Origin of the sequence: Mesorhizobium sp. B2-5-7 (assembly GCF_006440875.1) — a bacterium.
Lineage (GTDB): Bacteria > Pseudomonadota > Alphaproteobacteria > Rhizobiales > Rhizobiaceae > Mesorhizobium > Mesorhizobium australicum.
In genome coordinates this window covers 212,469-226,730 of sequence record NZ_VFUO01000006.1, presented here as the reverse complement: position 1 = coordinate 226,730, position 14,262 = coordinate 212,469, and the positions used below count along the sequence as shown (strand labels likewise).

The following is a 14,262-nucleotide window of genomic DNA, read 5'->3' as shown; positions in this document are numbered from 1 at the left end:
CGACGGACAATGGCCGCAAGCACGCCGCTTGCGGCCATGGTCATGTTTCATCGCTATCAGGCGGCTTTGCGCAGCGGTGGCACGGCCTTGCCATCTGCCACGAGGGGTCGCAGCGCGACGGATCGACTTGCAGCGAGACAGGACCGCGCCAGCTTGAGCTCAGCCCTTGAAGTCCCTCCGCGTGTCCGGATATGTACTTGGGCCGACGGGAATGGGAGCCGCCAACGTGCCCAAATCATCGAACAGGACGAGGCTGGCCGCGCCGACCAGCCCGGCATGGCGGCCGAGCCGGGCCTGGACGACCGGCACGTCGCGATAGGCGCGCATGGCGCGCTGGCGGATGGTCGCCCCGATGACGGGCGCCATCAGGTCGAGGCCATTGGCGATGCCGCCGCCAACGACCAGCACGTCGGGCGAATAGAGGTGCAAAAGGTTGGTGAAGCCGACGCCCAGCCAGCGCGCCTCCTCCTCGAGCAGAGCCAGAGCGAGGTCGTCCTGCAGCCGCGCGGCCTCGACCACGTGACGACCCATGACCTCGGCGTTGGCCGAGAGGCGGCGCAGCGTCGAACCGTCCAAAGGAGACGTTGCGGCATTGGCGCGGCGGCCGAGCGCGGTTCCCGAAGCGATCGCCTCGAAGCAGCCGACGACGCCGCACACGCAGCGCTCGCCTTCGTTGGTGATGGTCATGTGGCCGATCTCCGCGGCAAGACCGCGACGGCCGTGCAGGATGCGTCCGTCGGCGACGACGCCACCGCCGATCCCGGTCGAGACGGTGACGAAGACCAGGGAGCGCGCACCGTGGCCGGCGCCGAAGCGCCATTCGCCGAGCGCTGCCGCATTGGCGTCGTTCTCCAGCCGCACCGGCAGGCCGAGCCGCCGCTCGAGGATGTCGGCCAGCGGCACGTCCTGCCAGCCGGCCAGCGTCGGCGGTCCGACGGCGATGCCGGCCAGCGGATCGAGCGGGCCCGGCGCGCCGACGCCGACGCCGAGGATCGACAGCCCCGGCGCTTCGGCATGAATGGTCGCGGCCAGCGCCTCGATCTGGCCGATCACCACGTCGGGGCCGGCCTGCGCCTGCGTCGGCACAGCCGCGAAGGCCAGGATCTTGCCGTCACGGTCGACCAGGGCGGCACGAAGCTCGGTGCCGCCAAGATCGATCGCGAGGGCGACTTCAATGCTCATCAGGCCGCGACCTTCAGACCATGCAGCCAGCCGATGCGGCTGGCGAGATCCTCGTCGCCGAAAGCGAGCGAACCGAGCACCACGGTCTCGGCGCCAGCGGCGCGCAGCAGCGGCACGGTTTCGTGGCGGATGCCGCCATCGGCGGCGAGCACCACGGCCGACTCACGACCAGCGTTCCTCAGGATGGCGCGGGCTTCGCCCAGCCTGTCACAAGCCTTCTCCGACAGGCCCTGGCCCTTGACGCCGATCGCGGTTCCAAGAAGCGTGACGAACGCCACTTCGGAGACGAAAGGCTTCATCGCCTCTACAGGGGTCTCCAGCCTCAGCACGACGCCGGCCTCGGCGCCGAGTTCATGCGCCAGCCGCACCGCGCGCAGACCCGCCTCGCCGTTCTCGGCATGGACGCTGATCATGTCGGCGCCGGCCTCGATGAACTGGCGCGTCTGTTCTTCGACGATTGCTTGGTCGACCATCAGATGGACGTGGACGGGCCTGGCCGTCAGTTTGGCGATACGGGCGACGAGATCGGGGAAGAACAGGAAGGACGGCGCGAAATGGCCGTCCGCGACGTCGATGTGGTGCACATCGACATAGGGTTCGATGCGCTGCAAGTCGCTCTCGAAATTGGCGAGATTGGCCGACCACGATGAGAATTCGGCGATCAGACGGTCGCGCGGCAGTGCGGCGATGGCGGCCGGGCCTGACAAAGGTTTCGAGATCATGATTGGTCCTGGTTGTTGAAATTTCTATCGAGAAAGCCGCCGATGGCGGCGCGGATTTCGGTGAAATGGCGATCCTTGTCGAGGGCTTTCGGCGTCACCTCGGTGAGGGCGGCGCCGGGGATGGTCTCAGCCAGTTCGCGGGCGGTCGCCAGGGGATGGACGAGGTCTATGCCGCTGCCGAAGACGAGCGTCGGGATTGCGAGGCCGGTCGCCATCGCCCGCGTCACGCCAGGCCCGTCATTGGCGATCGCTTGCATCACCTCGGCAAAGACATCCGCGTTTTCGCGGGCGAAGAAACCGAGCAGCGAGGCGAGATTGTCCGGCGCCTCGCTGCGAAAGCGGGCCGCCGTTGCCGAAGCCGCGAAGATGTCGCGCGCCTCTTCCAGCGGGTGGTCGCGGATGAGTTCCGCCACTTCGACATAAGGGCGCATGTTTTGCGGGGCCGCGTCGAAGGTCCAGGCCGGGCGCACCAGCACAAGACCGGTGACGCGAGCCGGGTGGCGGGCCGCCAGGTGCAGTGCAATGGCGGCGCCCATCGAGATGCCACCGGCAACGAAGCGCTCAATGCCAGCTGCATCGGCAGCGGCGAGCACATCGTCGGCGAACATCCCGATCGAAAACGGACGCTTGCCGCCGGCACCTGAGCCGCCCTGCGCGCGGCATTCCACCGTCAGCCGGCGGCGCGACGGACTGTCGGGAAAGTTCAGCGCCACCTGCGCGGCATCGCCGCCGAGACCATGCTGGAAGACGATGGGAAGCCCCTGCCCCGTGTCGAAGACGTGGGTGTCCAAGACCTGGGTGTCGAAGACCTGGGTGTCGAAGACGTGGAGCGCAGCGTCGTCGCGCAGCATGATCGTCGGCGCGGCACCCATCAGAGCAGCCCCCGCAGGATGGTTGCGACGCCAGGAGCCTCGTCGGCGGACAAGCCGTGGGTGACGAGCGCGCCATCGAAACCCACCCCCTTCAGCCGCGCGACGAAATCCGGGAAGTCGACGACACCCTGGCCTGATGTGGCGAAGCGGCCGTCGGCAAAACGATCCTTGGCGTGCGCCATGGCGATGTGGCCAGCGGCCTCATCGATCGCGGCGGCGACGATGGCTCTCGCTTCATCGGGCTTTGCATGCTCGAACAGGTTGGCGGGGTCGAGCACGATCTTCAGATGCTTCGAACCCATCTCGGCAATCAGCCGGGTCGCATCCATGGCCGAGGTGACGATGTTGGCCTGCTCGGGCTCGATGCCGAGATCGACGCCGGCCTCCTCGGCCAGCGCCAGTGCCTTCGCCATTTCGACGGCCATGTCGAACCAGGCCGACGGATCGGCATTGTCGGGATGGTATGCCCATTGGTCGGCTGCGTTGCGCGAGCCGGTGCAGAGCGTGACCAGCGGGATGTCGAGCGTGGCTGCAGTGTCGATGACCACCGCCAGGCGCCTCAGCCCCTCGTCGCGCGCAGCCTTGTCGGGATGCGCCATGTTGTAGGTGCCCGACAGCGCGGCCAGCGAAACGCCTGACGATCGCGCGGCGACACCAATGGCGGCGACGGCATTCGCCGGCACGGCATCCGGCATCGACGGCAGGCCGGCGCAGGCGAGATTGAACTGCGTCGTCTCGTAGCCGGCCTGCTTCACGGCAGCCAGCACGGTGGCCGGATCGGTGCCCGCAAATGTCTTGGCGAAGATGCCGAGGCGCATCAGACCGCACCCGAAACCGAGGCAAGCTCGATCCGCTCGCCAGTCTCCACAGAGCGCGCAATCGCCACCATGGCGCGGATCGACGCGGTGCCGTCCCCGACATTGGCGCCGCGCATCGGCGCGCCGGTGAGCACGGTGTCGGCAAGGCCCTCGAGCTGGCGACGGAAGAAGTGGCCGTCGGCACCAAGCGGTTTTCGCGAGGTCGCGTCCTTCTCATGGAAGATGTCGACCTCGCTGGCGCGGAAATACCAAGGATTGAAGGTTTTGGCGATGACGGAACCGTTCTCGCCATAGAGCTGAAACCCTTCGTGCCAGTCCATGCGCACGGCGACGGTGAGGTCGAGATGGCCGAGCGCGCCGCTGGCGAATTCGGTTTCGACGAACCAGCAATAGGCGCCGAAGCGCTCGTTGAGGCGGGCGCGCACGGCAACGATGTCACCACAGAGGAAGCGGGCGGTGTCAACCAAATGCGATCCGTGCGCCAGCATGAAATATCGCCTGAGATCAGCCTTGGGATTTCCGCCGGGCTTTTTTGCGAGCTTGCTGGTGACTGGCAGCGGCTGCACGGCGTCGGTGTTGGTGTAGCGGTGGGTGGAGTCGCAATACCAGGCCTTCAGTGCCAGCACCTCGCCCATCTCGTCGCGAACGAAGTCGCGGGCGGCCTCCAGCGCCGGATCGAAGCGCTTCATGTGGCCGACCTGCAGCACCTTGCCGGAGCGCTTGACCGCCTCTGCCAAGGCCTCGCCTTCCTCGACCGAGGTACCGATCGGCTTTTCGCAGAGAACATGCTTGCCGGCATCGAGCGCCTTGATCGACATTGGCACGTGATAGGCATCCGACGTGGCGACGATGACTGCTTCGAGCTCGGGATCTGCGAGCATGGCGTCATAGTCGGCATACATCTTCTTTGGTTCATAGGTGGCGCCCATGCGGGCGAGCAAATCGGGTGCCGCATCGCAGATGGCGTAGAGGTCGGCATTGCCGGCCTTGACGCAGGATTCCAGATGCGCGAACTGGGCGATCGGGCCGCAGCCGAGCACACCGACCCTGAGGCGTCTGTCCTGTTTCTTGATCATCGTCTCAGGCCCCGTAGCCGCGCATGGTCCGGCGGTTGGTCTTGACCGCGCCGGCCGGATCGGCGGCGGCGGTGTCGGATTCTTCTTCCAGCACCAGCCAGCCGTTGAAGTTCGGCGCGGTACCGGCGATCTCGATGACTTGAGGCGTGTCGCAGACGCCTTGGCCCAGCATCGCCCAGGTGCCGTCGGCATCGACGTCCTTGAGGTGGATGTAGCGGATGCGGTCGCGGTAGGTGGTGAGCGTGTCGGCCATGTCCCTGTGGCCGCGCAGGATGTGACCGGTGTCCGGCACCCAGCCGACCAGATCGGGGTCGAGCAAGGCAAAAATCGCGTCGTAATCGGCGCGGTCGAACAGCAGCGTGTTGTGGTGCGAACTCGGATGCACCGCCACCTGGACACCCGCCTTGCGGCCGAGTTCGCCGGCCTTGTTGTAAACCTCGGCCGCGACAGCGAATTTGTCGTGGCGTGGCCCGTCGGAGACGACGGTGGCCGAGCCCATCGACACGAGCGCATCGGGAAAGTTTGCCACGAAATCGATCCAGCGCCTGGCGGTTTCGAGATCGGTGCCGATCCCGTCCTTGAGCGTGAAGCCGCTCCTGGAGCCAAAGGCGAAGGAAACGAGCGCCAGACCGGACGACTTCAGCGCGGCGGCGAACTCGGTGGGTTTGCCGGCATAGTGGCCGATCATGGTGTCGGTGATCTCGATGCCGGCATAGCCACCATCGGCGATCGCCTTCAACAGATCGTCGGGGCCGCCGGTGAACCGGTCTCCCAGCATTTCCCAGGTGAAGGTCTGGCAGCCGACTTTGAGGTCTTCCACGTTCATCCTTTCATTCCTTGATCCCGCCTATTCCTTGATGCCGCCCTTGTCGGCCCTTCGATGATGCAAGAACGGCACGAGTGCAATTGGCGGAACGGTGACGACGGCAGAGGCGCGGCGATATCGCCCGCCAGCAGACAGGGTCCAATCATCCATTGCAACACACGGACCCTGCTCCGTCAGTCTCCTTGGGATGGACATCCTACTTGACCGAGCCCGCGGTCATGCCGGCGAGGAAGAACCTCTGGGCAACGAGGTAGATGAGCAAGAGCGGTAGCGAGCCGAGCACGCTCATCGCCATCATCTGGTTCCATTCGAAGGCGTGCTGCCCCATCAACAGCTGTATGCCGATCGGAACGGTGCGCATGGAGGTCGACTTCGTTAGTGTCAGCGCAAAGAGAAACTCGTTCCAGCATAACAGGAAGGTGTAGACCGACGTCGCCACGATACCAGGCAGTGAGATCGGCACGATTACCCGCCAGAGCGCCGTCCAACTGGTGCCGCCGTCAACGGCAACGGCTTCATCGAGATCGCGTGGCAACGTGTTCAGGTACCCTGTCATCAGCAGGATCGCATAGGGCAACGTAAACACCAGGTAGGTCAGGATCAGCGCGACATAGGTGTCGAAGATGCCGTACGAGACGACAAGCCCGAAGAAGGGGATCAGAAGCGTGATCGGAGGGATCGTCTGCGTGCTGATGATGAGTGTGTTCAGAATGCCCTTGCCGCGGAAGTTGAAGCGGCTGAACCCATAGGCCGCCAGCAAGGCGATCAGCACCGTGAGCACGGTCACCGCCCCCGCGACGAAGTAGCTGTTGAAGAAGAAGCGCAGCTTTACCGGGTCGCCAAGGATGGCCGCATAGGCTTCCAGGGTGAAGGCCTTCGGCAGGATGGTCGGTGGCAGGGCAAAGATTTCGGTATTCGACTTGAACGAGCTGCTGAGCATCCAGTAAATCGGGAAGGCTGCGAAGAACAGCCCTGCCGCAAGAGCAACATGCAGCGCGACGGTGGTCAGTTTGTCCTTGCCGGAGTTCCGTTTCCTCATGGCGTCCTACCTGGCCCGCTGATAGCGAATATAGAACAGCGTCAGGCCGAGAGAGATCAGCAGGATGACCACGGCGCTCGCCGATGCCTGAGACAGGTTGTAGCTCGAAAACGCCAGCTTGTAGGTGTAGGTGCTGAGGACCTCGGTCGCGTAGATCGGGCCGCCGCCCGTGGTTATCCAGATCAACGGGAAGACCTGCATGGTCCAGATGAAGTCGAGCAGCGAGATGCTGATGATGATCGGCATCAGCTGCGGGATGGTGATGAAGATCAGCTTCTGGTAGGCTTTCGCCCCGTCGATATCGGCAGCCTCGTAGAAGTCCTTGGGAATGCCTTGCAGGCCTGCGAGCAGGCTGACCATGAAAAGTGGGTAGCCCGCCCAGATATTGGCGAAAGTGACGGCATGCAGCGCGGTCTCGGGCGAGGAAAACCACTCGACCTTGGAACCGATGATGCCCATCTGCATGAGGATGCTGTTCACGACGCCGTTCGGCTCAAGCAGGAGGCGCCAGATCACGGCGATGATCACCGCGGTGAACAGCCAAGGCAGTATGTAGAGCACGCGCAGTACATTGCGCAGCGTCGGATTGATGCGGTCGCTGTTCAGCATGAGCGCGAAGATCATGCCGATGGTCATGTGGAAAACCACACTCATGCATGTGAAATAGAGCGTATGCCACAGCGAAGCCCAGAACACCGGATCGTCAAAGATCGCCTGGTAGTGCTTTAGCCCGGCAAAGGATGGATCACGACGCAGGACCGCGCTGTTCTGAAAGGAATAGGCAATCACCGTAACCATCGGCAACAGCATCAGGAGCCCGACTATGAGCATCGAGGGCGACAGATAGAGATAAGGTGTCACGGCTCGCTTGAGCTTGTGATGGGAGCGCTTCTGCCGGGTCATAGGGCCAACCTCGCGACAAGAGAAAAGAGCTTCAAACCATTCGGAGTGGTCATTTGCCGGCTGGCCCGCCTAATGGCAGGCCAACCGGTAGATGGGCCGCAAGAGCGGAGCACGAGGGTCAGAATTTCGCTATCCAGCCCTTTTGCGCGGCAGCGGCTGCTTCTTCCGGCGTTTGCTCGCCGGCAAGCATCTTTTGAGCCTGCACGTCGAACTGGGTCATCAGGTCTTCAGCCACCGGCAGGCCCGTGAACTCGTTGGCGAGATAGCCGGTCTTGAAGATCTCGAAAGCCTTGCCGAAAGCCTTGTCGGAGGTCACGAAATCGGGCTTGGCGTTGACGTTGCCCGGGAAGGCGTTGGCAAGCGAGACGAGCTTGGCGTTCACCTTTTCGCTCATCAGATACTGGACGAGTTTCCAAGCCTCCTCCTGATGTTTCGAGGCAGCGGAGATGCCGATGCCCCAGGAGGCATAGGGAAGGCCGCGCTTGCCCGTATAGCCCTCCACAACCGGGACCGGGATGAGGTCGAAGTTCAGCTTGGGATTGCGCTTGCGGATGAGGTTCACATGCGCGAGCGAGTCGATCATCATCCCGACGCGGTCGTTGACGAATTCCTCGACTTTTTCCTGTTCGGTCTTGGTGGCGATGCCGGGCGAGATGGTGCCGGCGTCATTGAGCGATTTGACGAAGGAGAGCATATCCACCACCGGTTTGCCCTCGAGGGCGGGCTTGCCGTTCGCCATCATCGACTGACCCGAAGCCCAGACCCACGACATCATGTCGTTCTGGACACCGGAAGGCGTTTGCAGCGACAGAGGCAGCACCCAGCCATACTGGTTCTTGTCGGCGTGCGTCATCTTCTTGGCGGCTTCGAGAAATTCCGCGCGCGTCGACGGCAGCTTGGTCACGCCTGCCTGGGCGGCAAGGTCCAGATTGACGAAAACCGGATAAACGAACGAGGCGACCGGAAACATCACCGCCTTGCCGTCGACCTTGATGATATCGGCGACCTGGCTCTTGTCGAACTTGCTCGCATCCATCATCGGGTTCATGTCGGCGAGTGCGTTCTGCGCGTTCAGATTGTTCACCCAGGCGCCGTCGAGGCCGACGACGTCGCTGAGCGTTCCGGTTGCAGCCCCAACCGAGATCTGGTCCCGCGTGGTCGCGTAGGGGCCGCTGACCAGCGTCACCTTGATTCCGGGGTTTGCGGCCTCGAAGCCATCCATGATTGCCCTGAGCGAGCCGGCCGGCAGTTCGGGCTCCCACCATTGGGTGAATTCCAGCGTCGTGTCCGCCATGGCACCGGTTGCGCCAAGCAACCACGCGGCCGCGGCTATTTTCAGCATCGCGGATTTCATATGAAACGTCATATTCTCCTCCTTCTCTTTTATGATCGACCGCACAATGCCGCCGATCGTCTGGTTATTCAGAAGTCTTCTTACGCGGACGCCTCGCCCTCGCCCGCGGGCCTTGCCACGGATCTTCAGATCGCCAGATGCGTCTCGGGATCGAAGAAATGGAGCTTGGCGTCATCCAGGGCCACCCGGATTTCCGAACCGGAGCGGGCTGCGCTGACCGGTTCGAATTTCGCCACCGCGTTCGACGCCCGGCCGAAATCCTCCACCGCGTCCGGGTCGCCGGAATCTACCCGGACCGCGTCGATGTTCAGGTGGACGATGTGCTCGGATCCGAGTTCTTCGATCGAGGTCACCTTTGCCGGGATCGTCTGGTACTTGCGACCGGATTCGAGGCTGCTGTCATAGAGATGCTCCGGTCGAATCCCGAACACGACCTTGCGTCCCGCATACGATCTCAAGCCCGGCCTGCGGACGAAGGCCTCATCCTGCAGCCGGATGGCGAAGGTGCCGGAAATCAGGTCGTCGCCCGCCAGGGTCGCCTCGAAAAGGTTCATCGAAGGAGAACCGATGAAGCCGGCGACGAAGGCGTTCACCGGCGATTCATAGAGTCTCTTGGGGGTGTCGACCTGCTGCAGCACGCCGCCTTTCAGCACCGCGACCCTGTCCCCCATCGTCATCGCTTCGGTTTGGTCGTGGGTGACGTATATGGTCGTGACGCCCAGCTGCTTTTGCAGGCTGGTGATTTCGGCGCGCATTTGAACACGCAGTTTCGCGTCCAGATTCGAAAGGGGCTCGTCCATGAGAAAGGCGGCCGGGTCGCGCACCATGGCGCGGCCCATGGCAACCCGTTGACGCTGTCCGCCTGAAAGATTCGCGGGTTTGCTGTCCAGCAGCGACGTCAGCTGCAGGGTTTTGGCGATCTCGTCGACGCGCTTCTTGCGCTCGGCCTTTGGCTTGCCTGCCAGCCTCATCGAAAAAGCAATGTTTTCGAACACGGTCATATGCGGGTAGAGCGCGTAACTCTGGAAGACCATCGCGATGTCGCGGTCCTTGGGCGGCATGTCGACGACGTCGATGCCGCCGATCCGAAGGCTGCCGCTGGTAATGTCCTCCAACCCAGCGATCATCCGCAACGCGGTGGATTTGCCGCAGCCTGACGGCCCGACGAGAATCAAAAACTCGCCGTCCTCGACCGACAGGTTCAAGTGGTCGATCGCGTTAAAATTGTTCCCGTAGGTTTTGCAGATATTCTCAAGAATGACTTGAGCCATATTCCTCCCTCCACAAGTCCAGCCCGCCGATTTTTATAGTTCTCCTTGGCTTATGTTCGCCTGCGAAATATTTGCTCGGACAGTTCAGGCTATGTACCAGTATCGAGCGGCGCATATTTCAGTTCGACTGCCGACGGCGCGTTCGTCGATGCAAGGAATTCCGTGACCTGGCCGTCGGTCGGCAGCGCCTCGCGCCCGCCCCGCCCCGTTATCGAAAGGGCCGCCGCCGCGGCCGCGAACGCGACCCGGCGTGGGGTGTCGGCCCCGCGCGTCAATGCCAGGGCATAGGCGCCATGAAAGCAGTCACCGGCGCCGGTCGAATCGACAACGGCAACCCGATGGGGAGGCAGGTGCCAGAGCCCTTTCTCGTCGCGTCCGCGATAATAGACGCCCCTGCCGCCATCCGTCAGAACCACGGCGGACCGCGACGGCAACCACAATGCATCGAGTATCTCGGCGGGCGAGCGGCACCCTGTGGCGATCCGCGCAAAGCCGAGGGGAAGAATGAGGTGGTCGCAGAGCGCGATCAGCTTCTCGGTGGCTGGGCCTCTGCTCCATTCGATATCGCCGAGGATCGCAAGGCCGAGATCGCGAGCCCGAACCACGACATCCAGCGACCGGATCGCGTAACTATCGACGATCAGGACTGTCGCGCGGCTGAGGACCTCGTCCGGAAAGTCCGGCGCGGTGCCCAGCATCGCTTCGTCGTCATAGGCGATGAACCGCTCCCCATCCGAGCCGACGGTGATCCGCGAGCGCACCGGGCGTGCGTGCGGGTGGCGCGGCGCGAATGCAGTTTCAACACCGCTCGCAACGAGATCGCACAGCACGGCGTCGTCCGCGGCACTGCCCAGCCATCCGACGAACCCGGCGGTGCCGCCGAGCCGCGCGACGGCGGCAAGGGCCGTCGCGACATTTCCGCCGAAAGCCCGGGCGCTTTGCAGAACCTTCCCCTTGCCCGCCGACAACGGCTGATCGACATAGACGATGTCGTCGATCGCAATAGCTCCGAAGCCGAGGATTGAAGGGACGGCGGGCATCGTTCAGGCACCCGCCCTTGCCAGGGCGTCTTGCGCCGAAAGGCCGTCATGGATGACGCCCCGAAAGGCTATCGCTGCTTTCTCCGGATCGCCATGCCCCCAGAGATTGCGGCCCACCACGGCACCGCGCGCACCGGCACGGATGGCGTCCGCCGTCTGCTGGAGGGCGCCGAGCAGCGTATCGGTCTTCGGGCCACCCGCGATCACAACCGGCACCGGGCATGTCCGAACGGTCTCTCGGAACGATTCGAAATCTCCCGTGTAACCGATCTTGATCACGTCGACGCCAGACTCGTAGCCGATGCGCGCCGCATAGGCGATCTCGTCGGGGGTGAAGACGATTTTTGCCCCGTCGGTGAAATCGCGAGGATAGATATGCGCGACCACCGGCATGCCGTAGCGGGCCGCTGCATTCACCGAATCGGTCAGCCAGCGTATGTATTTGCCCTCGGTCGCGCCGCGTACCGGAATGGCCACGGCCAAGGCATCGGCGCCGGCGCGCACGGCATCCTCGGGCGTTGCGATCAGCTCACTGATGCGATCGTCCGGGGTGAAGCAGCCGGCCTGGATCACCAGGCAGGCCTTGCCCGCGTATTGCGGCCATAGATGGCGCGCTGTGCCAGGCTGGATGCTGACGTAGTCGGGTTTGCCCACCATGACGCGGGCGAGCGCACCGGGCAGATCGGCAAGACCGCCTTTGCGCACGTCGCCATAGCCGACAAAGTGGTCGACCGCGCCGCCAAAAAGATTGCCCGATGGATGCGAGAAGAGGCGCGCAAGGCGCACCTGGGTTCCGAGGCTCATGAGTGCAAAATTCTCCAATCGATTGATTTCCAAATCCTGGATCCAGTGTTTTCGAAAGAAAGGATAAATGCAATCTTTCGAAATCTTTCGAATTCGCGTATTTTCGGTAGCGTGAGCCGAGGCCAGGGCTTGGCATATGGAGGCAAGGACAAGGCAATGTTGTCAGAGCAGAGACGCCAATCGATCCTGTGTGAGGTGCAACGCAGCGGACAGGTTCGCATCAAGGACCTGTCAGACGATTTTGGCGTGTCGGAAGTCACGGTCCGCTCCGACCTCGAGATACTGGACCGCAAGGGACTGCTGACCAAGACCCGTGGAGGGGCGGTGACCCGGACCACGGATTCGACCACGGCCGCGTTCGCCCGCCGGATGCAAACCAACCTCGATGCGAAGAAACGCATCGCCCGGGCAGCGGTAGAGCTGTTCGAGGACAACCAGTCGGTCATCTTCGACGGCGGCTCGACATTGATGCAGGTTGCCATGCAGCTACCGCCGCTCAACAATGTCGTGGTCGCGGCCACGGCGATGAATATCGTGCAGCATCTGATGCATCGGCCCGGGCTCGACGTTCACATGATCGGTGGCCGGGTCTATCCAGACACGGTGAGCACGCTGATTACCGATGCCGACACGGCTCTCGGCGGCTTGGTAGCGCATCAGGTCTTTGTCGGAGCGCATGCGATCGACTCGTCACTGGATGTGGTCGACGTGAACGAAGACATGGCGCGAACGAAGCGAATCCTCGTGCGCATGGCCCGGCGCGTTGTCCTCCTGGCGGATTCGAGCAAATGGGGCGTCAGCGGGACCTCCAAGGCCTTTTCGCTGTCGGGCGTCGATGTGGTGATCACCGACGATGGCCTGCCCGGTCCAATACGCAGCCAGCTTGATAGGATCGGGGCCATGGTGATCTATGCCTGAACCCGTCGCGATTCCTGGCCGCCCTCGAAATATCCGAGGCCGAATGACCCGCGGGCTTCGGCGCCCGCGATCGGCCGGTTTTCATGTCCATCATTTTCTCCTCCCAGGGCCAGCAGACTCCCGACACCGCGCAGGCATTTCCGCATGTTCTATAAAAATTTTACGCGCGTCAATATTTAAAACGTTGTATAGCCATTTCGAGCCCGATCCGGCACCGTCGCGACGGATCGGGCAGACGTGATCGCATTGGGAGGTACGACAGAAAATGCAGGCAAACTCACAAGCCAAACTCGGCATCGGTGTCATCGGATGCGGCAACATCTCGATGACCTACCTGCGCAATGCCGCGCTTTTCGGCGGCATCGAATTGCGCGCCTGCGCCGATATTTCAGCCGAGATGGCGGCGCTGCGAGCCAAGGAATACGGTATCCGGCCCCTTGGCGTCGATGCGCTGCTGGCCGATCCCGAGATCGACCTCGTCCTCAACCTGACCATTCCGGCGGCGCATTTCGATATTTCATTCTCCGCCCTTTCGGCGGGAAAGCATGTCTTCACTGAAAAACCGCTCGCAACCTCGGCCGGCGACGGCCGCCGCCTGGTGGCGGAGGCGGCCAAACGCGGCCTGCTGCTCGGCTCGGCTCCGGACACTTTCCTTGGCGCAGCCGGACGCAAAGCGCGCGGCCTGATGGACGAGGGCGCCATCGGCCGCCCTGTCACCGGCACCGCCTTCGTGATGGGGCGCGGCATGGAGCACTGGCACCCCAACCCGCAATTCTATTATCAGCCGGGCGGCGGCCCGGTGTTCGACATGGGTCCCTACTACCTGACGATGCTGGTCAATCTGCTCGGCCCGGTCGCACGCGTCATGGCGATGGTGACACGCGGCCAGGAGGAACGCCTGATCACGGCCGAAGGGCCGTTCAAGAACACCACATTCAAGGTCGGCACGCCGACCAGTGTGCTGTCGCTGCTCGAATTCCGCTCCGGCGCGACCGTCACTTTCGGCTCGTCATGGGATGTCTTCAGGCATTCCAATCATCCGATCGAACTGCACGGCACGGAAGGCTCGCTGCGGCTGCCCGACCCGGATACGTTCGGCGGCACGGTGTCGCTGTCGGAACGCGGCGCCGACTGGAAGGATTTCGCCAGCGAAGGCGAACTCTACGGCGCCTGCAACTGGCCTTACGCGGCGCCCGACCGCGCCAACTACCGCATGCTCGGCGTCGCCGACCTGGTGCGTTCGCTGCAGACAGGCGCGACGCCCCGCGCTTCCGGCAATCTGGCGCTGCATGTGCTGGAGATCATGGAAGCGATCCTGCATTCGGGCGAGACGAAGAGTCCGGTCGCCATAGCAGGTGACGTCGTCCAGCCGGCCCAGCTTGGCGAAGACGAGGCGCGCGGCCTGCTCGCCTAAACGTTCCTTGTTTTCCCGCAATT

Annotated in this window: 14 protein-coding genes; 2 read left to right on the top strand and 12 right to left on the bottom strand. The window is 63.3% G+C overall.

The annotated features are described in order from the left end of the window. Positions 1-159 precede the first annotated feature (159 nt). The 12 genes from FJ543_RS25060 to FJ543_RS25005 all read right to left on the bottom strand — a co-directional run bounded on the left by FJ543_RS25060 (position 160) and on the right by FJ543_RS25005 (position 11,907). A complete protein-coding gene (locus tag FJ543_RS25060) occupies positions 160-1,182 on the bottom strand; it encodes an ROK family protein (protein ID WP_140661531.1) in 1,023 nt (340 codons plus the stop codon). Beyond that, positions 1,182-1,904: a ribulose-phosphate 3-epimerase gene (locus FJ543_RS25055; RefSeq protein WP_140661532.1), complete on the bottom strand. Its 723-nt coding sequence runs from the start codon at positions 1,902-1,904 to the stop codon at positions 1,182-1,184. Before FJ543_RS25055 ends, FJ543_RS25060 begins: the two co-directional genes overlap by 1 nt. Next, the gene (locus FJ543_RS25050; RefSeq protein ID WP_140877974.1) at positions 1,901-2,776 is read right to left on the bottom strand and encodes an alpha/beta hydrolase; all 876 of its coding nucleotides are present in this window, start codon (positions 2,774-2,776) and stop codon (positions 1,901-1,903) included. The genes FJ543_RS25055 and FJ543_RS25050 overlap by 4 nt, the downstream gene beginning before the upstream one ends. Continuing rightward, positions 2,776-3,594, bottom strand: coding sequence for a sugar phosphate isomerase/epimerase (locus tag FJ543_RS25045; RefSeq protein ID WP_140877972.1), 819 nt, complete (start codon positions 3,592-3,594; stop codon positions 2,776-2,778). The genes FJ543_RS25050 and FJ543_RS25045 overlap by 1 nt, the downstream gene beginning before the upstream one ends. After that, complete coding sequence (locus FJ543_RS25040) at positions 3,594-4,670, bottom strand: Gfo/Idh/MocA family oxidoreductase (protein WP_140877970.1); 1,077 nt, start codon at positions 4,668-4,670, stop codon at positions 3,594-3,596. The genes FJ543_RS25045 and FJ543_RS25040 overlap by 1 nt, the downstream gene beginning before the upstream one ends. A 4-nt stretch (positions 4,671-4,674) precedes the next feature. Then, positions 4,675-5,496 carry a sugar phosphate isomerase/epimerase gene (locus tag FJ543_RS25035; protein WP_140617435.1) on the bottom strand — a complete coding sequence of 274 codons (822 nt, stop codon included), beginning with the start codon at positions 5,494-5,496 and terminating at the stop codon, positions 4,675-4,677. Positions 5,497-5,692: 196 nt separating this feature from the next. Beyond that, entirely contained in the window at positions 5,693-6,535 is an 843-nt protein-coding gene (locus FJ543_RS25030) for an ABC transporter permease subunit (RefSeq protein ID WP_015318996.1), read from the bottom strand. Positions 6,536-6,541: 6 nt separating this feature from the next. Next, on the bottom strand, positions 6,542-7,438 hold the full coding sequence (locus tag FJ543_RS25025) for a sugar ABC transporter permease (RefSeq protein WP_140877968.1): 897 nt from the start codon (positions 7,436-7,438) through the stop codon (positions 6,542-6,544). Between the two features lie 118 nt (positions 7,439-7,556). Next, the gene (locus FJ543_RS25020; RefSeq protein WP_015318998.1) at positions 7,557-8,804 is read right to left on the bottom strand and encodes a sugar ABC transporter substrate-binding protein; all 1,248 of its coding nucleotides are present in this window, start codon (positions 8,802-8,804) and stop codon (positions 7,557-7,559) included. A gap of 113 nt (positions 8,805-8,917) precedes the next feature. Then, positions 8,918-10,063 carry an ABC transporter ATP-binding protein gene (locus tag FJ543_RS25015; RefSeq protein ID WP_015318999.1) on the bottom strand — a complete coding sequence of 382 codons (1,146 nt, stop codon included), beginning with the start codon at positions 10,061-10,063 and terminating at the stop codon, positions 8,918-8,920. A gap of 89 nt (positions 10,064-10,152) precedes the next feature. Then, positions 10,153-11,103, bottom strand: a complete 951-nt coding sequence (locus FJ543_RS25010) for a PfkB family carbohydrate kinase (protein ID WP_015319000.1) — start codon at positions 11,101-11,103, stop codon at positions 10,153-10,155. Between the two features lie 3 nt (positions 11,104-11,106). After that, positions 11,107-11,907, bottom strand: a complete 801-nt coding sequence (locus FJ543_RS25005) for a class I fructose-bisphosphate aldolase (RefSeq protein ID WP_023771143.1) — start codon at positions 11,905-11,907, stop codon at positions 11,107-11,109. A gap of 156 nt (positions 11,908-12,063) precedes the next feature. Between FJ543_RS25005 and FJ543_RS25000 the strand changes: the two genes are divergently transcribed. Together FJ543_RS25000 and FJ543_RS24995 are read left to right on the top strand one after the other, a co-directional pair. Next, positions 12,064-12,825 carry a DeoR/GlpR family DNA-binding transcription regulator gene (locus FJ543_RS25000; RefSeq protein WP_015319002.1) on the top strand — a complete coding sequence of 254 codons (762 nt, stop codon included), beginning with the start codon at positions 12,064-12,066 and terminating at the stop codon, positions 12,823-12,825. Between the two features lie 265 nt (positions 12,826-13,090). Continuing rightward, positions 13,091-14,239 (top strand): Gfo/Idh/MocA family oxidoreductase, encoded by a 1,149-nt coding sequence (locus tag FJ543_RS24995; RefSeq protein ID WP_140877966.1) that lies wholly within the window; start codon positions 13,091-13,093, stop codon positions 14,237-14,239. Positions 14,240-14,262: the final 23 nt, after the last annotated feature.